The organism is Paenibacillus sp. FSL P4-0081 (genome assembly GCF_000758565.1).
GTDB classification, from domain to species: Bacteria; Bacillota; Bacilli; order Paenibacillales; family Paenibacillaceae; genus Paenibacillus_AQ; species Paenibacillus_AQ phytohabitans.
Window position 1 is genome coordinate 7,437,930 of the sequence record NZ_CP009280.1, and the last position, 17,496, is coordinate 7,455,425.

Sequence of the window (17,496 nt, forward strand, 5' to 3'; positions counted from 1 at the left end):
CAACCCGGAAGAAGAGGAGGCCGCACCATGAGCTTGTTGTTCAACCTGCCCGAAGTCAAGGAATTGCTGCGCAATTTCTATACATTGACCGGTATCCGCACAGTGATTTTCGACAATTCCTTTACTGAGCTGGCTGCCTATCCCACCCGCCATTCGACATATTGCCACATCATCCGGAGTGATCCGCGCGCAGAGGCCCAGTGCATCCTCTGCGACCAGGCAGCCTGCACCCAAGTGAAAAAGGAGAAAACCCTCTACACCTATCAATGTCATGCCGGACTTACCGAAACGGTGGTGCCTATTCAAACGGACAATCAGGTCATCGGGTATATTATGTTCGGCCAATTGCTGCAGACCGGGTCCCGCGATGAGTTATGGGAGAAGGTCTGTGAGAATATAAGCCCCTATAATGTGGATATGAATAAACTGTACAGCGCCTTCCAGCGAAAAAAATACATCTCCAAGGAAGTCATTGATGCTTACGCCAAAACCATGGAGATGAGCGCCAGCTACCTGTATCTATCCCGGATGCTGGTTCTGAAGGAGGATACGCTGGCACAAAAGATCGACGGTTATATTACAGAGCATATCCAGGAACCGCTGTCCGTTCCCGTTCTGTGCAAAGAATTCAGCATCAGCAAATCCCATCTCTACAAGCTCTCGGAGCAGAACTTTGGCATGGGCATTGCGGAATACATCCGTAGCCTGCGTATCCAAATGGCCAAAAGGCTGCTGGGTGACACCGATAGTCCGATTTACGAAATTGCGGAGCAAGTCGGCATTCCCGATTATAATTACTTTACCAAAGCCTTTAAAAAGGTCACCGGCACCTTGCCCAGAGTCTACCGCAAAGAAAACACTTTACAAGGACGCACTCTGGACCGGTTCTGATTGCACCTGAGTGGAAGCGTATACAGCAGGGAAGGCGCCATGGCAGCTTCCCGCAATAACATATTTTTATCACCCCCAGCTTATAGCAGTTCTGCCTGCTCTTTGCTGATCTTATCATCCGGTCCCTAGAGCAAAATAGTAATAAACGTTTCAGTTAATAGTCATTTTGTTTCAAGGTGTGCACTACTGTACGCGAAGAAAATGCTAATTCATTTCTACATTTTCACCGGTTAGGGTGATGCATGCTTGGCTGGGCACGCGACAAACAAAAAAGCCGGCTTTCGCCGGCTCTGCTTAAATCCAAGCGCGAAGATTCACCTGTTTGATGAAATCCGCTTGGGACATACTTTCCTTGGATGTTGCCTCTATCTCTTCCGCCTCAACTTCTTCACCGTTCATCAGATGATGGAACAGCTTCTCGTTGTACGTCGATAGAGCATAATCTATCAAAGCTTCGTGCGTGGCTCTTTCAGCTTCTAGTACCAGCAATTGCTCTTCGGCCTCAATATCCTCCGCCGTAACATAGAAATTTCTATTGGCCTCGGGAACACGAATGACATAATCAAACGCATTATCTGGATTGCGGTCGTAAGCAATTAGGTAGCCGTAGTCTCCGATAGGAAGACTCTGCTCAAAAGCGTCCGCGACAATGACAATCTTCTCTCCTAAACGCAGCATCGTCCTACCTCCTGACCAAAATCTATCATGGTTCTGCTTGTTTCAACAGTCTACTAAAAAAAGATAGAGCTGTCCAGCCGCAGGAGAGTAGTCCGATGATTTTTCGCAGAAAATACTCTGAAAATTCTTGAAAACGTGCTATTCTATTGCAATTTTATCAATTCGGCAATTTATTCCTGCGAATGAGCAGCGAAGCTCCAGCAATACAAGCAACGATTAACACGGCTGCTGAGATCATCGGCCCGCCGGTTACTCTGCCTTCTGCAAGCACGCCGGCAGACATTCCAGGAAGCGCTGCAGGCAACCAGGCAGTCCTGGAAGGCAGCAGGCTGTGGGCAAGACTCATGCCAGCAGCCAGCAGGAGAGCAAACCCGGCAGCAGCAGGTCCGCGCAGCCAGGCGCTGAAGAGCAGCGTAAGTGACACCGCACACAGCAGCCAGAGTGCATAGAGTCCTGAAGCCGCCGCAACTGTGCCCCAGGCCAAACTCCCCATTAGCTGGACTGTATAATAAGCCGCTCCCGCGACCCCCAATACCAGTGCAATTATCAGCACTGTGAAATTTGCCGCCCATTTGGCAACAACGATGGATACCGGTGAAACAGGTCTGGCCATCAGCAGCTCGGCTGTCCCGCTGCTCCGCTCCCCGGCCAGGCTGTTCATTGTCCCCAGCGCCAGAATCAGGATGCCAATCGTTCCGTATTGGCCCAGAGCCTGAGCCATTACCGCAGCGGCCCCAGGCATCTCGTAGCTGTCCATAAATCCTGCCGGGACATTTGAAGAGGCTGCCAGTATATCAGCCATATAAAAGGTGACCAGCGGCTGCATGATACCCAGAATAATGAACACTATAGGTATCCAGATCAGCTTATAGCTGCGCACTGCCTCCAGCATCTCTCTCGAATACAGGGCCCAGAGCTTGCTCATGTTCCCACCACTTTCATAAACAGGTCCTCCAGCGTCGATGAACCTGCTTCAAATTGCAGCAGCGGAATATCCAGCCCTGCCGCTTCCTGCAGAATCATCCGGCGCGCGAGCCCGACATCGCTTACGTTAAAGACTGCCCTGCCGTCCGAAATACTTGCTTCTTCAATAAAAGCTTTGTGCTTAAGCTCCTCCAGCCACCGGACAGCCTTGTCTTCCTTCGCTGTGGTTATTCTGATAACCGGAAGACTGTACTCTGCCCGGAGACGGGCCAAGGTCCCCTGCACAGCTATAGCTCCCCTGTTCATCAATATGACGTCATCGCATATCTCTTCCGCATCATGCAGCACATGGGTGGAGAAAATCACAGTTGTCTCTTCCCGGATGTCCCGCAGCAGCTCCATCACTTCCCGGCGCCCTATAGGATCAAGCGCAGAGACAGGCTCGTCAAGCAGCAGCAGACGCGGGCGGTGCACTAAGGCCTGGGCCAGCCCCAGGCGCTGCTTCATACCGCCGGAATATCCGCCGATCCGGCGGCGCGCTGCGGAGCTAAGCCCCACGCGCTCCAGCACTGCGCCCGACACCGCCGCAGCTTCTTTGGCGGCCATGCCGCTAAGCTTGGCGGCAAAGATCATATATTCGAGTCCGCTCATCCAGCTGTAAAAAGCCGGAGACTGCGGCAGATAACCAAGCTGCCGGCGGTAATCCGTTCCGGGAGGAGCGCCGCCAAAGGAGATGCTCCCTCCGGTAGGCGGCAGAAGACCGGCAAGCATGCGCAGTGTGGTGGTTTTGCCTGCTCCATTGGGTCCCAGCAAAGCGACACAACGCCCGGCTTCGGCTCCGAAGCTGATGCCGTCCACGGAGGGATGTCCGCCAAAGCTTTTGCGGAGATTCGTAACCTCAAGCAGCGGCATCAGAGTTCTTTCCTTCCCAGTGTGAAATAAGCTATACTTCCTAGCAGGTTGCCAAATACCAGGAGCAGCACCCACATCCATTTGGGCCCGCGGACCTGCTCTGTCCTGGCCAGCGAGATCAGTCCCACAACCGCCAGCAGAATCTGCAGCGCCAGCAGCGGCGCAATCAACCCCCAGTTCACTTTATCCATCCGTATACCCTCCATACTCCAGTTTGCTATTCTGAAATCGCCTTCCCTGTCCGCCTTCAGCGCTTCTGCCCGGCCTTCCGCCTGCCCGGGAGAACTACAAACAGCAGATAACACAAAACTGGTGACGGGAAACCGGTAAGGCCCCAAATTCCCCAGAACCAGGCCATTCGGCCCTTCCCTCTGCCCTGAGCATTACGGAACAGCCAAGTCCCCTGCAGCATCAGTACAGCAGCTATACAAAGCCACAGCCACAAAGGCGCCTTCTGCAATTCACTCACTCTTCAGCATCCTCCCGTCGCAGCCTGATCCGTGCTACTCCCAGACTGCCAAGTGCTGCCAGCGGAAATAGCGCCTGCAAGCCCCAAAACAGTGCCGGGGCAGAGTTTAGAATAGACAGCACTACGCTGAGCAGGAGTAAAGCCACCAGAGAGAATATTAGCAGTTCCTTGCGCTGCCGCTTCACGCGGCGGATTGCTTCTGCCGCAATAAGCTGCTCCAGCTCCGGCAAGGAGGGGGGCGCCACATCGGCATAGTGCTGATCCAGAATCTCCAGTTCTGCTGACAGCTTATTCAGCAGCTCTTCATCACTGTTAAACCTCATCCTCGTCCAGCTCCTTTCGCAGTTGATTCAATCCGGCTGCTACCCTTGATTTGGCCGTGCCGGAAGGGATCTGCAGCATCTGGCCGATTTCATCATAGCCATATCCGTAATAATGTTTCAGCAGTACAGCCATTCTGTGGGCAGTAGACAGGCGGGATAAGGCATCAAGCACTTCACTCCACTCCATATTCCGGCTCTCAAACCTCCAGCGGATACTGCGGCTCCCCTGCTCCTGAGCCTGCTCCTTCTGCCACTTCAACTCACGCTTCCACCGCCGCTTGCGGTCGATGTAGAGCCGGCTGGCAATCGTTATCAGCCATGAAGAAAATGCAGAGGTTCCATTGTAACTTCCCATCTTCTCCATGCATCTGACCATTGTATCCTGAGCCAGTTCTTCCGCAAGTGAAGGGTCCATTGTAGCTTTAATCAGATACTTGTACAGGAAGGGATAATGCTCCCGCAGCAGCATAGCTGTTGCCTTGGCATCCCCCTGCTGCGCCAGTCTGATCTTCTCCAGCGTCCCGTCGCCCATAGTCCCTCCTCTTTCTCTTCCTCACCTCTGTAATACGATTATGTATTGTAGATCGTTCATTCAGGGTCAGAATTATTCTGCAATTCCCACAGCCTGCGCCTCCATGGCTGGACGGCTCCCTTGCCTCTGGGGAAGCGCCAGAACAGAGAAATCTTATTATCCCCATTCTCTGCAGCATACTCTACGGAATTCTGCTCCGCCACGCCTTCCCCGTCTGTTCTCAATTCCCCATAGTCCAGTTGGTGATGCATATCTTCCTTCATCTGCTTCCTCCCATGAAATTAAAGACATATAGACAAAAAAAAGAACGCAAACCGGGATTATTCCACAGTCTGCGTGCTTCGCGAGGTAAATGTTACATTTAATTAACATTATTGTAGCAACTCTGTATCTTCTTGTCCATCTCTAATTTCCCGAATTATGTCATAACCGGCATAAACACGTCGTTACATAGGAACGTATGGGTTATTTTGCTTCTCAAACCCGATAGAGGTGCGCGGACCATGTCCGGGAAATACCCTCACTTCTTCATCCAGCCGGTACAGCTTACCGCGGATCGAATCAAACAGATCACGTTCTCTGCCGCCGGGAAGATCGGTGCGTCCTACTCCCATTTTGAACAATACATCGCCGGAGAACAGATCATTTCCGCACAGGAAGCTGACACTCCCCGGAGAGTGTCCAGGCGTATGCAGCACCCGGAAGGTTAAACCGAGCAGCTTCAGAATCTGGCCTTCCGCCAAATCATATTCTGCCGGATCTGTACTGACCGGAGGGGATGATTCAGGCCACATCAGCGAGCCGTTCAGCTTGGGACTGCCCAGCCACTCACTCTCCAGAGCATGGATATACACTGGGCATTTCTTGGCCTTACGGACCTCATCCAGACCGGCAATATGATCAAAGTGGGCGTGAGTCAGCAGGATGGCCTCAATTTCCATACCCTCAGCAGCACGGAGAAGGGCAGCCGGATTGGCTCCGGGATCAATAATTACACCTTTGGCAGGGTCGGCTCCTGTCAGGAGATAAGCGTTCGTCTGAAGCGGTCCAAGATTATAAGACCTAATATTAAGCATCGGCATTAGAATCCGGAGATCAGACTGCGCAGCTCTTTGGCAATAACCGCGTGTGATTCCGTTCCTTCTCCGTAGGCTTGGCCCATGGCTTTGCGCACTTCGGTGATTTTGCCCTCATAATCCGCAGCTTCGCGGTCCGGATTCTGCTGTTTAAACTCTCTCATCAGTGACTGTACATGCTCCGGACGCGGTCCCCAATGGCCCAGCACATAGCCGCCGGTATCGGCAAAAATCACGATCGGAACCGAACGTCCGCCCATGGTCAGGAAGTTATCCATAACATCCTGATTCTCTTCCAGAATCAGAACTTCAGTCTTAATGCCTGCCGTCTCCAAGATGCGGAACACCACAGGGACATTACGAACCACATCCCCGCACCAGTCAGCAGCCAGAATCAGTACCCTCAGATCATCCCGGTGATTCAGGCTCTCGAAATATTCCCGGTCACCCTCATCTGTCCAGGCAAACTTCTCATACCAGGATTCAAAAGCCTGCTGGTTCTTCGTCATGCCTTCCACGAACTGGCGCGGGGTCAATCCCTGACCAAATTTAGAAGCTACATTCTGTTTCATACTGCACTACCTTTCTTCTTGGATTTGTACCACTTGAACAGGAAATACAGAACAATAACCGCAAGTGCGGCAAGAATGATTTCATGCGTATACTTAGCTGCGACTTCATCAATAGTCTCCCATTTATCGCCGAGAGTATATCCGAGATATACAAACAGTGCACTCCATGGAATAACAGCCAGCGTGGTCAGCATAGTGAACTTACCGAGCGGCATGCGCGAAATACCAGCGGGAACAGAGATCGCATGACGGACAACCGGGATAAAACGGGCGGTGAAGATTACTCCGGTCCCGTATTTCTGGAACCATTCTTCAGAATGGTCAATATGCTTCTTTTTGATAAAAATATACTTCCCGTACTTCTCCAGCACCGGTCTGCCGCCATAACGGCCGATCCAATACACAAAAATCTGGGCGACTACCCCGCCAATTGTACCAAACAGAACCGCGCCAAAATAATTAATATCTCCCTGCGAGACCAGATAGCCGCCAAAAGCCAATACAATCTCACTTGGTATGACTTCAATCATCAGGCCAATCATTATTCCGAAGTAACCCAAACTCTGAATCCATTCAAATAAATGCGAAATCAGTTCAGATATAAAATGCAACTGCAGCTCTCCTTCCGTGTATTGCGTAATCAGCCTGGCACTCTGCTGGCAGAATCCTAAGCCTCGTCCGCTCTATGTATCCAGCTTCTCCTAGCCTATTCTAGCATATGCAGGCTTACGACTTCTACTTATGGAAAATGGACATTCGGTTCTCTGCTATAGAAAAGCAGGTATTCCAGCATTGACAAAGTGTGGAATGAAGATCTATTATACATTTAGATAATTATTTAAATGTCGAAAGGGGGCTGCGGAGTTGAATGAATCCTTCAAGGCGCTGGCTGATCCGACCCGCAGACAGATTCTCCGCCTGCTGCGGGAAAAGGATAGGACGGCCGGAGAAATTGCCGATTTTTTCAATATGTCCAAACCCAGCATCTCCCATCATCTGAATGCACTGAAGCATGCGGGACTGGTGCAGGACGAACGGAAAGGCCAGTTTATTCTCTATTCGCTGGATTCCACGGTGCTCGAAGAGGTGCTGGGCTGGTTCCTGGAATTGACGGGTACGGGTAAGGACGGTACGGAGAGTAAGACCATTGCGGATAAACCGGCTGAAGATGCGTTAGGCTCAAAAGGCGCAGGTTCAAAGGGGACCAGGAGCCGGGAGCATTATTCTGACACGGAGGGTGAATCAAGATGAAGGATTTCCAATGGAAATGGCAGGACACACTGATTGTCATTCTGGGATTGTTCTCGCTGGGCTACGCATTGTTGAATTACGGCAGGCTGCCGGATCAGCTTCCTGCCCAGTTCAGCATTACAGGCAAGGTTAACACTTACTGGAGCAAGGGCTCCCTCATTGCTTTTTTCTCCTTCATGGGACTGATCTTCCCTATAGCCATGCAGTTTATGCGTACAATTGATCCCAAAAGAGAGAACTACACTAAGTTTCAAAGCGCTTATAAAATGATCCGCCTGGCAGTGGGCATTATATGCGATGCTGCACTTGTGCTGTCGGTCACGCACGGTCTGGATGAGCAATTTGCCGCCGGGAAGTGGGCTACTGTGAGTCTCGGGCTGCTGTTTATAGTGATCGGAAACTTCATGCCGCAGATCAGGGATAATTATTTCACGGGTGTCCGTACACCCTGGACGCTGGCTAACCCTGTAGTCTGGCGGAAGACCCACCGTCTCTCCGGAATCATGTGGGTGATTGGCGGACTGCTGATTGCACTGGGGGCTTTTATGCCAAAAGCTCTGTCGGTCAGCATGATCATTACCGCCCTGGTTATCGCCATTATCGTACCTTATGTGTATTCGTGGCTGATTTCACGGAGGATCAAGGCCTGAAGCCGGCCGCAGGACTGCACCGAGATCTGGAAGAACGCTGCTGGAGATGCGCATGTAATAAATTCAGCCGGACAGAGTGCCTGCTTAGAGCTTCATTGTTCAGCGGGCCACAATCTTCTCCCGCTCCTCAAGCGTAGCCAGTGCCTGCAAAGCTCTCAGCCGAAGGTAAACCCCTTCGGCTTGTTCATTGATCCCGAAGCCGCGGTCATTATGACGCCGGCCTGCGCTATACTCCCTGCCGGCAAGCAGGCTGTATTGCCGCAGCAGTTCCAGTCCGGCAGCTGCGCTGTCTGCTGCCCTCTGCCTGTTCCCTTCCGCCCATCCGCGTTCGGCCATTTTAAGCATCCCTTCAATCGCCGCCAGTCTTTTGGCGGCGTTAAATATGTCCGCCTTCAGGCTGCGGCGCACCCAGTACAAGGCCTCTCCCGGATCGCGGCCTTGCAGATAACGCTCTGCAAGTTCCCAGTGCAGAGCCGCATCTCCGGGGGAGAATTGCAAACTGCCCAGCAGCAGGTCCATTCCCTGATCCTCTGGAAGCAGCCGTGATAATGCGGCCGCCGTATGCGGCTCTCTTGGATTCCACGCCAGCGATTGCCGCAACAGCGCAGTTTGTGCAGCAGGATCAGCGCTTGTGCGGGCAGCCTGCTTATACAAGGCAGCCCCTCTCATCGCCTGATATGAAAGAATGCTTAGCATGAAGGTCAAGGCGCAGAGAACGGCGATTGCTGCATACGGCCATGATCGCCGCAGCCGTGTAAGGATGGCGGTATCCTCCGCAACTGGCCGAGCTATAGTTTCTGCAAGAGCCCATGCAGGCAGCAGCAGGAGCAGCAGCCATATCAATCCGTAGCTCCAGTCAAAATCAACTGCGCTATGCAGGATGATGACAAGCAGAGGCGGAAGCAGCCTTGGTGACGCCTTGAATACGAGCCAGCCTGCGGCCAGCAGCAGCAGGAGGACAGCAGCCAGACCGGCTGTCCCCAGATTGAGCAGGATGTCGAGATAACCGCTGTGCACCTGGCTGCCTACATAGGGGCGGGACTGGGCGGCGAGGTACGAATGCCGCCAGGTCTCGCCCCCGCGCCCCAGCCAGGGCGCCTCTGCCGCGAGCTTCCAGGCATCGCGGTAGAAGAGCCCGCGCGCGGCGGCCGTCGGGGACGGCCCCGTGATCCGCGCGCGTACCTGCAGCAGGACGGCGCTGGCTGCCGCCGTCCAGGCCCCCGCCGCCAGCACCAGCATGGCGGCGCGGTGCCAGCCCGCCGCGCGGCAGCTGCGGCGGTGCAGCCATAGGCCGGCTAGCAGCGCGCCGGCCCAGAGCCCGGCCAGCAGCAGCAGGCCGGGCAAGGGCTCTGCCGCCAGCCCGGTACGGGCCAGCTGGCGGTACAGGAGCGCCGCGGCGGCCACAGGCGCGGCGCCGGTGATTAGAAGCGGCGCGGACAGCTGCCGCTTCCAGAGCAGGGCTGCGGCGCCGGCGGAGGCCGCAGCCAGCCATGCGCCGCGCGACTCGCTGAGCAGCAGCGCGGCGGCGTACGGGAACAGCGGCAGCAGGCGCGCCGCTGTCTGCCACAGCTCTGCGGACCAGCCCCGTGCACGGTCCGCTCTGCTTACCGCTCCACCCTTCGCTCCACCCTCCGCTTCACCACTGGCTATGTTCTCCTGCTCCGCTCTGCTTACCGTTCCATCCTTCGCTCCACCGCTGGCTATGTTCTCCTGCTCCGCTCTGCTTACCGTTCCATCCTTCGCTCCACCGCTGGCTATGTTCTCCTGCTCCGCCCGGTTTACCGCTCCACGGGATGCTTCAACCTCTCCCTCTGCGCAGTCTTCTCCACTCACGGTTCCCGAAGGACCTGTCAGCCTGAAGCCATAAGCAGCAGCAAATAGCCGTTCCAGCAGAAACACGGCCATCACCGCGCCAAAGGCATTCGGATACTGGAGCAGTCCGGCCAGCCGGGCACCGGTCGCACTGACCTCAGGTGACTGGCTGTAGGCTACCGCGTAAGGAACCGGCAGGCCACCGCACACCGCCAATAAGGCAGACAGGCTGATCACGAGACCCAGCAGATGCCAGACCGCTGCAAGAAGAGTTCCTCCCCGGCGGGTTCCCGCCACAAGTACAGCAAATACAGCAAAGCTGGCGTAGAATCCCCAGCGCAGCAATTCATCCAATGTTCCTTGCGAGGATAGCGGGCCACGGAATGCATGAATAGCGTAAAGAATACAGATGACAATGCAGCAGCCCGGCAACAACCATACAATCGCCCTCAACCCCGTAACTCTACTCATACTGCCCTCCAACATACGGCCACTCCCGGACACTGCCTCATCTGCTGCCTGCGTTACAGCAATCTTCCCGGCATTATCTGTCACCAACCGCCCACTTCCGGCTAACCTCTCAGCTTCAGCTATATCTTCCTTCACGCCCCCTCCAGGTAGCGCCCGCACGGTCTCCGTCTTCCCCGCCGGCCCCCCCTGCGGCTTTAGCCGCTTTTCCCAGCCGGAGGCGGCATACAGGACAAGTCCTCCTAGGGTTAGAACTCCGCACAACACAAACCATAGGGTCAGGAAGAGATACATTTCCTTGGCAAAAAAGAATCCTCGCAGCACACAGGCCGCTCCGCCCGCTGCTATCACCGCCAAACTGCAAGCCAGAGTGACCGCCATTCCTCCGTACTGCTGAAACCGATTTATCCGCATTTCTAAATCCCCTATTCTTATTGTTGCTTACAGTCTTCCCATATCTATAGCAATGCAAAAGAAAGTCGCTATATGAACCACACTTAAGTCTAAGATTGGGGAAATAAACGCTTAAGAGCTGGTAGTCAAGCGGGATTATTCGAAATGTTGTATGTATTACAACTTTGCTTCAGAAATACCCGGGTGTTTGGATGGATTGTTGTACAAAATACAAGAATAGTTTCATAAATCGGCTTGGGGGAGGGGAAATGCTGCATTTTGTACAACAATTCCCGATTAGAGGCGGCATAATGAAAGAATTGTTGTATTTGATGCAAGAATTTAATTCAGGGCATCACAGATGGCCCTACAAAAGTACGAAAACAGCACTAAAATAGCACTAACAATACGAATTCACTACAGATGCGCTACAGCAGCACCACAGCACCACAGTACCACAGTTAGCACTACATCAGCACTCCATCAGCGTCTACAGCTGCACCACAGCTGCACTCCATTAACACCACAGCAGCACCGCAATAGCGGCCGAAGCTTCCAATAGCAATCCCAAGTGGAACCGACTTTGCGGTCCTATTAAAGGACGGCACCCTTTCAGCGAGAAATAAATTATATTTGCACAAAAACAGCCGCCCCCCATAGGAAGCAGCCGTTCTGTCATACTCTGAACTATTAAGTTGATTAATTAAGCTCCGCATTTCCCCCGGGCAGCAGATCAGAGCAGACGCGCTCCAGATAAGGCTTGGCGCCGAGAAAATCGCGGAACGCGGTGTACTCGCGCCATTTGGCGGCGTTGTCGCCGCTGTCGCTCCGCACGGCACGGATTAGAATGTTCTTCGGCGTATGCTCCATGTCGATGAATTCCAGCAGCTGGCTGCGGTAACCCATCAGATCGAGCAGCTTGGCCCGGATTGCATCCGTGGCCAGTGCCGAGAAGCGTTCCTTCAGGATTCCGTGTGACAGCAGCGGACTCAGCACATCGCTCTGCACCTGGGCGAACAGCTCATGCTGGCAGCAAGGCACCGAGAGGATGACCGATGCGCCCCAGCGTACCGCCTTCTCCAGAGCTGCATCTGTAGCTGTATCACAGGCATGCAGGGTAACAACCATGTCCACCTGGTCCAGTTCATTATAGTCAGCGATATCACCGACAAGGAACTGCAGACGGTCGTAGCCCAGCTTGGCAGCGAGGGCACCGCAGTGCGCAATGACATCCGCCTTCAGATCAAGACCGACTATATTCAGCTCCCGCTGCTCACGGACGGCCAGATAGTGGTACAGTGCAAAGGTCAGATAGGATTTGCCGCAGCCGAAATCCACAATCGTCAGCGGACGGCCTGCCGGAAGATCACCGAGCACATCCTGGACCATCTCCAGGAACCGGTTAATCTGGCGGAACTTATCATATTTCTTAGCCAGCACTTTGCCTTCGCTGTTCATAATGCCCAGCTCTACGAGAAACGGCACAGGTTCTCCTTCGTCCAGGACATACTGCTTCCGGCGGTTATGTGCCAGGTCCGGTGCCTCCTGTTTGCTGGCAGACTTGGTCAGAATGGACACCTTGTATTTTTTGCTGATCAGCACCTGGTAGTCGGCACTGGCGGTACAGAGCAGGCCTTGGCGGAAGGTCTCTCTCAGCAAAGTCAGCATTTCTTCAGCGGCATCCTCTGCCGGAATATTGCGGTGTTCGACCTTAGGGCCGATATAGTAGGCGAACTGATAGTGCAGCTTGCCCTTTAATTCAACAGGTTTGATCTGCACTTTGCTGTAGGTGACCCCACCCTTACTGCGCAGCTGGCTTAGCGTAGCCGTAATCAGCGTACGGCCGGTAATCACTTGGTCGATCAATGCTTTCAAAGATTCCAATGGGTACATCTCACTTTCAATTTATAAATGGAGCACGTTGTCTCCTGAATATCGTTATATTATAGCATTAACCGTAAGCTTGCTCCATTCTTCTCCGCCCTGCTGCACTTCCTCCAGAGGAAGCCCCCCCTGGGCTAACCGCTCCGGACTCAACAGCAGCAGCCGTCCGTACAGCTCCCTGCCCTCCGCCGCAACATCCTCCCCTTGCTCCCATAACCGGTACAGGCTGTTCTCCGCTTTGGCGTAATGTCCCATGGATTCCTGGTAGGCCATCAGCAGCCGCTCTGTTTTGGCCGGGAGGCGGTAAGGCTCTACTTCCTCCAATAACTCCTTGATATCGCCCGTCATGTTCAGCAGCTCACGGTCCGCACCATGCAGATCCGCATACAAAAACAGATGCAAGGACCGCATCGCCCTGAACAGGGCTTGATCCTGATCCCCTTTTGCCGCGTAAATACCGCCTTCCTCCTTCAGCAGCCGGGCTACCCCTTGCAGCTTATCGGACTCCAGCACACCGCCGAGACGAAACATATCAATAATGTCCTCTACGGACAGCGAATTGAGCAGACGGGAATTTATGCGGAAATGCCGCATCAGCAGCTCGTCCACTTCCCACAGGGCTTCTGTTGTTTTTTTATCCTGCTTCAAGGTCATTACCTTGGCAACCATTGCCGTCATATCCTCGATCATGCGCACGATATAATCTCTCCGGAACATGTTTGCTCACCCTTTCGCCTTTGAAATCATCTTAAACCATTCCACCCGCCTGCGCCACCTGGCATAACCCCTGTCCTTCAGCCAACACTTGTTACAATGCTACTGATTGCTCTTGACATAAAGTAACAGCCTCAAATACAATACAAATAACCAATCTGGAATCCAGATCACACTGTTACACAGATCGATTTATAGGAGGAAACGTGATGTCACAACCCGCTGACCCGGGGCAAAGCCAGCCGGAAGCAGCTGCTTCAAGCAAGTCTCAACTGGAAGATAACGTACAGCCTTTGAAGGTCACCCCGGAACAGGATAAGCTGCTGGAAAGCGCCTTGCGGATTAAGATCATGCATACACTGTCGGGGGAACCCCTCACGTCCAAGCAGGTTGCCGGGAAGCTGAACAAGACACCGGGGAACATCCACTACCACATCATCAAGCTCTATGAGGGCGGGCTCCTGGAGCTTGTCCGCACCGAAGCAGCAGGAGGCATCATCCAGAAATTCTACCGCTCCAAAGGGACGATGTTCCGCTCGGAACAGCTTAGCAGCTTCCACTTCCGCCAAGAAGACCAGGTGGAGCATTTCATTACCAGACTCACCCTCTCTCCTCCGGAGCTTGCGAAATTCCATCAGGAGATGCTGGAGCTGATCACCGCCTGGGAATCTAAAGTGACTGCCGGTGACGAGTATGGTGTTGAAATCGTGATGGGCCGTCTGCAGTCTGCTGAGCCTGCTCCGGAGACGGATACAGATGCGGAGGTACAGGAGTAGATGAATACCGCCGCTCCTGCCGGACAGGAAAGGCGCAATCCGCTGCAGGGTTTCGCTGCTCCTTTTGTCCGCTCACGCGCTTTTCCCTATCTGTGGCTGGGACATTTAATTTCATTCCTCGGCAGCTCGGTGACGATGGTCATTCTGCCCGTCCTCGTCTATTCACTGACCGGATCAACCACCACGATGGGTCTGGTTATGGCCGCTTACATGCTGCCGAATGTGATCATGCTTCCGGTATCCGGACATATCGTGGACCGTTACGACCGTGTGCGGATTATGATGCTGGCCGATATTGCCCGCTTTGCCGTGATGATGATAACGGCAGTCTTGGCCCTGACCGGAATACTCAGTATTCCGCTGCTCTATATCCTGGTAGCCTTCTACGGCCTTCTCGATGGTCTATTCCAGCCTGCTTATGCTGCAGTCCGGGCCACAGTATTCACTCCGGACATCCGCGTGGCTGCGAATTCACTGACCCAAATCACTACCCAGTCCGTACGCCTGATCGGCCCCGCACTGGGCGGCCTGCTGATCACTCACCTGTCCGCAGGTGTCGGCTTCGGCCTGGATGCCTTCACTTATCTGATCTCCCTAATCTGCCTTGTCTACCTGCGCAGAGTGCTGATCGTCAAATTACAGCCCGGACCCGCCGCAGATTCCGCGGCCTCCGTTCTTCCGGATACTGAAGCCCCGGATACTCCTAACTGGAAAGAGGATTTCATCGAGGGAATCTCCGTTCTGCGCAGCCACCCCTGGCTGTGGATTACGATTCTGGCCTTCTGCTTCATCAACATCTGCTACGCGGGGATCAGCAGTGTCCTTCTTCCCTGGCTCTTCAAGGTCCATCACGGCTGGCCTCCTTATGTCTACGGGCTTGCCGTTACTTTCTCCGGTGTAGGCGCAATTATCGCAGGCTTGCTGTTCGGACTGCGGCCGAAATGGAAGAACCGCGGCATTATGGCTTACGGCGGTGCTATGCTGGGTGGTGTGGCTCTGCTGCTGATGCCGTTTGCGGGTACTCCGGCTGCAGCCATCGCTTTCTTTGCACTTGAAGGCTTCGGGCTGATGATATTCGGACTGATCTGGGAGATCAGCCTGCAGGAGCTGGTTCCGAAGGAAGCCTTCGGACGGGTAGCCAGTCTCGATTTATTCGGCTCCTTCGCCCTGCTGCCGGTCGGCTATATCTTTGTCGGCTGGCTGGCCGACCTGATTGGCGGGGTTCCGACCATAATTATTTTCTCCAGTCTGGGACTTACCTGTGTCGCTCTCGTGCTCTGCGTTCCGGCTATCCGTAAATTTCAATAAAAGCCGCAGCGCGGCCAACACAAAGAAGCAGCACTCCGCCATCCGGCGGGTGCTGCCTCTTTGTGTGCTAAATGAATTACTTCTGCACAGGCGTGTGTACAAAATCCTTGATAATCTGCGACAAATGCTCCGGAGCTTCAAACATGCTCATGTGGCCCACTCCTGCTATCGTCACCTTGGTAATATTCGGATTATCCGAGGTGAAGGTCCGTTCTGGAGTCACCTTCGAATCCTCCGCTCCGGCTACCAGCAGCACCGGCAGCGCTGTTGCCGAGATCACATCACGCCGGTCCGGGCGCTCACGCATAGCCATGGCCGCGCCTACCGCGCCTTGCGGCGGGGTCTTATAGCCGATCTCCTTGGCACGTTCCAGCAGCTGCGGAGCTGCTCCGGAAGCAAAGAGTCCGGGCACCAGCTGATCTACAAAAGCAAAGATCCCTTCATTCTGGATCATGCTGACGCTCTTCAGCCGGTTCTCCTTGGCTTCCTCACTATCCGGATAACCGGAGGAATGAATCAGTCCGAAGCCCTTCAGCCTGGAGGCATGGCGCTGGGCAAACGACAACGTAATGTAGCCTCCCAGGGAATGTCCAAGCAAATAACACTCAGGAATCTCCAGGGCATTCAGCAGTGAAAGAACATCATCGGCCATCTGTTCGATCGTGTAGGCTCCGAGCGGAGCATCTGAAGATCCGTGTCCGCGCAAATCAGGGGCAATGACCCGGTAATTGGCGATTAGGCCAGGAATAACCTTCTCAAAGTATTCCGAGCTCCCGCAGAATCCATGCAGCAGAACAATGACATCACCTTTACCTTGATCACTGTAACAAATGTTGTTTCCTTCGCATCGAACATTTTCCATGGCTGCTTCCTTCTTTCTATGTAGTATCCGGTTGAAGACCGCGGCTTGTCTTTATTATTAAGCTAGATCAGGTACCTTTGAAACGCTCTCAGCCCGGGAGCCCGAAACCCTGGGCGGCAGCACGGGCAATCTGGTCGGCCATAACGATCACCCGGTGCAGCGGCGTGGTCTGCAGCGTACGGTAAGGCCGGGGACTGTTCACATCGACAATCGCTGCCAGACTGTAGTTTCCGACTGCGGGCAGCAATAACCCGACAGACTGTGCCGGACGAAGCGGCTCCGCAGCCGCGAAGTAATACCCGAGCGCAGCGGGCGGCCCCAGGCAGGCATCCACAGCGATAATAATCTGCCCTTCCGGAATCTCTGCTATCCGCCGGATCAGATTATCCGCATCGCATGGTGCCGGCAGCGTACCGGTAACATGGGGGAAACCATATTCCAGCAGACGGCTGCCTGTCAGCGGCCCCAGAGCATCACCAGTGGAGCGGTCCGTTCCGATGCACAGAAAGGTCAGCTGCTCTGCCGGATGCAAGGCGGCGATCTCCCGGAAGAAAGAAGCCAGCCCGTCAGCATCCATTTTGCGGCGTTTCCTGCTCTCTTCTTCTCTGATTGCCAAAGACTTCTCTCCCCCTCATTCCATTGCCTGCGAATTATTCCCTCTAATTTAACATGTTTTCTGTGATCCAGACAAAAAAATGGTCTTTCACTGTCCAAACATGATAAAATACTTGAACTATCACTTAGGGAGGACTGTTATACCCCATGGATTTATCGAAACCAAGCCAGGAAAATGTTGAGTATATGATCGAGGGTATCAAAAACAAGCTGAAAATGGCCAGCGCTGCGGCTATGCAGGCCTCGGCTTTTTCGGTGGAGCATTATGAGGATATTCAGGATATTTATGAGGTTGCCATGGGCAGCGACAGGCTCAGCATCTCACAGGTGGAGGCACTTGTCTCTGAGCTTGGACGCTTGCGCAAGAAATAAACCGGTTAAATTGG

The 17,496-nt window shown here is 53.9% G+C and carries 21 protein-coding genes and 1 pseudogene; 6 read left to right on the forward strand and 16 right to left on the reverse strand.

From position 1 onward, the window contains the following. The first annotated feature begins 27 nt into the window (after window positions 1-27). Window positions 28-891, forward strand: coding sequence for a PocR ligand-binding domain-containing protein (locus tag P40081_RS31545; RefSeq protein WP_042139995.1), 864 nt, complete (start codon window positions 28-30; stop codon window positions 889-891). A 294-nt stretch (window positions 892-1,185) separates the two neighbouring features. On the opposite strand, the gene P40081_RS31550 is transcribed toward P40081_RS31545, so the two are convergent. The 11 genes from P40081_RS31550 to P40081_RS31600 form a co-directional block, all read right to left on the reverse strand. After that, on the reverse strand, window positions 1,186-1,569 hold the full coding sequence (locus P40081_RS31550; RefSeq protein ID WP_042139996.1) for a hypothetical protein: 384 nt from the start codon (window positions 1,567-1,569) through the stop codon (window positions 1,186-1,188). A 157-nt stretch (window positions 1,570-1,726) separates the two neighbouring features. Beyond that, the gene (locus tag P40081_RS31555) at window positions 1,727-2,494 is read right to left on the reverse strand and encodes an ABC transporter permease (protein WP_042139997.1); all 768 of its coding nucleotides are present in this window, start codon (window positions 2,492-2,494) and stop codon (window positions 1,727-1,729) included. Next, window positions 2,491-3,405: an ABC transporter ATP-binding protein gene (locus tag P40081_RS31560; RefSeq protein WP_042139998.1), complete on the reverse strand. Its 915-nt coding sequence runs from the start codon at window positions 3,403-3,405 to the stop codon at window positions 2,491-2,493. Before P40081_RS31560 ends, P40081_RS31555 begins: the two co-directional genes overlap by 4 nt. Next, complete coding sequence (locus P40081_RS31565) at window positions 3,405-3,596, reverse strand: PLD nuclease N-terminal domain-containing protein (protein WP_042139999.1); 192 nt, start codon at window positions 3,594-3,596, stop codon at window positions 3,405-3,407. Before P40081_RS31565 ends, P40081_RS31560 begins: the two co-directional genes overlap by 1 nt. Before the next feature lie 56 nt (window positions 3,597-3,652). Further along, window positions 3,653-3,874 carry a hypothetical protein gene (locus P40081_RS31570; protein WP_042140000.1) on the reverse strand — a complete coding sequence of 74 codons (222 nt, stop codon included), beginning with the start codon at window positions 3,872-3,874 and terminating at the stop codon, window positions 3,653-3,655. Continuing rightward, entirely contained in the window at window positions 3,871-4,197 is a 327-nt protein-coding gene (locus P40081_RS31575; protein ID WP_039303114.1) for a YxlC family protein, read from the reverse strand. Before P40081_RS31575 ends, P40081_RS31570 begins: the two co-directional genes overlap by 4 nt. Continuing rightward, the gene (sigY, locus tag P40081_RS31580; protein ID WP_039303115.1) at window positions 4,187-4,729 is read right to left on the reverse strand and encodes an RNA polymerase sigma factor SigY; all 543 of its coding nucleotides are present in this window, start codon (window positions 4,727-4,729) and stop codon (window positions 4,187-4,189) included. The genes P40081_RS31575 and sigY overlap by 11 nt, the downstream gene beginning before the upstream one ends. Before the next feature lie 56 nt (window positions 4,730-4,785). Next, entirely contained in the window at window positions 4,786-4,992 is a 207-nt protein-coding gene (locus P40081_RS31585) for a hypothetical protein (RefSeq protein WP_039303119.1), read from the reverse strand. Window positions 4,993-5,175: 183 nt separating this feature from the next. Continuing rightward, window positions 5,176-5,805: an MBL fold metallo-hydrolase gene (locus P40081_RS31590; protein WP_042141679.1), complete on the reverse strand. Its 630-nt coding sequence runs from the start codon at window positions 5,803-5,805 to the stop codon at window positions 5,176-5,178. A 5-nt stretch (window positions 5,806-5,810) separates the two neighbouring features. Continuing rightward, window positions 5,811-6,377, reverse strand: coding sequence for a thioredoxin family protein (locus P40081_RS31595; protein ID WP_042140001.1), 567 nt, complete (start codon window positions 6,375-6,377; stop codon window positions 5,811-5,813). Further along, a complete protein-coding gene (locus P40081_RS31600; protein ID WP_039303123.1) occupies window positions 6,374-6,988 on the reverse strand; it encodes an undecaprenyl phosphate transporter UptA in 615 nt (204 codons plus the stop codon). Before P40081_RS31600 ends, P40081_RS31595 begins: the two co-directional genes overlap by 4 nt. Window positions 6,989-7,241: 253 nt before the next feature. Between P40081_RS31600 and P40081_RS31605 the strand changes: the two are divergent. Together P40081_RS31605 and P40081_RS31610 are read left to right on the forward strand one after the other, a co-directional pair. Continuing rightward, window positions 7,242-7,508 (forward strand): annotated as a pseudogene (locus P40081_RS31605) (autorepressor SdpR family transcription factor); the annotation flags it as partial. 116 nt (window positions 7,509-7,624) lie between these two features. Further along, entirely contained in the window at window positions 7,625-8,278 is a 654-nt protein-coding gene (locus P40081_RS31610; RefSeq protein ID WP_042140002.1) for an SdpI family protein, read from the forward strand. A 99-nt stretch (window positions 8,279-8,377) separates the two neighbouring features. Here the strand turns inward: P40081_RS31610 and P40081_RS36845 are convergent, their stop codons facing one another. The 3 genes from P40081_RS36845 to P40081_RS31625 form a co-directional block, all read right to left on the reverse strand. Next, window positions 8,378-10,972: an O-antigen ligase family protein gene (locus P40081_RS36845; protein ID WP_052422109.1), complete on the reverse strand. Its 2,595-nt coding sequence runs from the start codon at window positions 10,970-10,972 to the stop codon at window positions 8,378-8,380. A gap of 678 nt (window positions 10,973-11,650) precedes the next feature. After that, on the reverse strand, window positions 11,651-12,844 hold the full coding sequence (locus P40081_RS31620; protein WP_042140003.1) for a class I SAM-dependent methyltransferase: 1,194 nt from the start codon (window positions 12,842-12,844) through the stop codon (window positions 11,651-11,653). Between the two features lie 45 nt (window positions 12,845-12,889). After that, complete coding sequence (locus tag P40081_RS31625; protein WP_042140004.1) at window positions 12,890-13,552, reverse strand: DUF6483 family protein; 663 nt, start codon at window positions 13,550-13,552, stop codon at window positions 12,890-12,892. A gap of 206 nt (window positions 13,553-13,758) precedes the next feature. Between P40081_RS31625 and P40081_RS31630 the strand changes: the two genes are divergently transcribed. Next, entirely contained in the window at window positions 13,759-14,325 is a 567-nt protein-coding gene (locus tag P40081_RS31630) for a winged helix-turn-helix domain-containing protein (RefSeq protein ID WP_052422110.1), read from the forward strand. Then, complete coding sequence (locus tag P40081_RS31635) at window positions 14,326-15,633, forward strand: MFS transporter (RefSeq protein ID WP_052422111.1); 1,308 nt, start codon at window positions 14,326-14,328, stop codon at window positions 15,631-15,633. A gap of 76 nt (window positions 15,634-15,709) precedes the next feature. On the opposite strand, the gene P40081_RS31640 is transcribed toward P40081_RS31635, so the two are convergent. Beyond that, window positions 15,710-16,495 (reverse strand): alpha/beta fold hydrolase, encoded by a 786-nt coding sequence (locus P40081_RS31640; protein WP_042140005.1) that lies wholly within the window; start codon window positions 16,493-16,495, stop codon window positions 15,710-15,712. Window positions 16,496-16,583: 88 nt separating this feature from the next. Next, entirely contained in the window at window positions 16,584-17,111 is a 528-nt protein-coding gene (gene yyaC, locus P40081_RS31645; RefSeq protein WP_052422112.1) for a spore protease YyaC, read from the reverse strand. Window positions 17,112-17,257: 146 nt separating this feature from the next. Between yyaC and P40081_RS31650 the strand changes: the two genes are divergently transcribed. Continuing rightward, window positions 17,258-17,482, forward strand: a complete 225-nt coding sequence (locus tag P40081_RS31650) for a DUF1128 domain-containing protein (RefSeq protein ID WP_039309247.1) — start codon at window positions 17,258-17,260, stop codon at window positions 17,480-17,482. Window positions 17,483-17,496 lie beyond the last annotated feature (14 nt).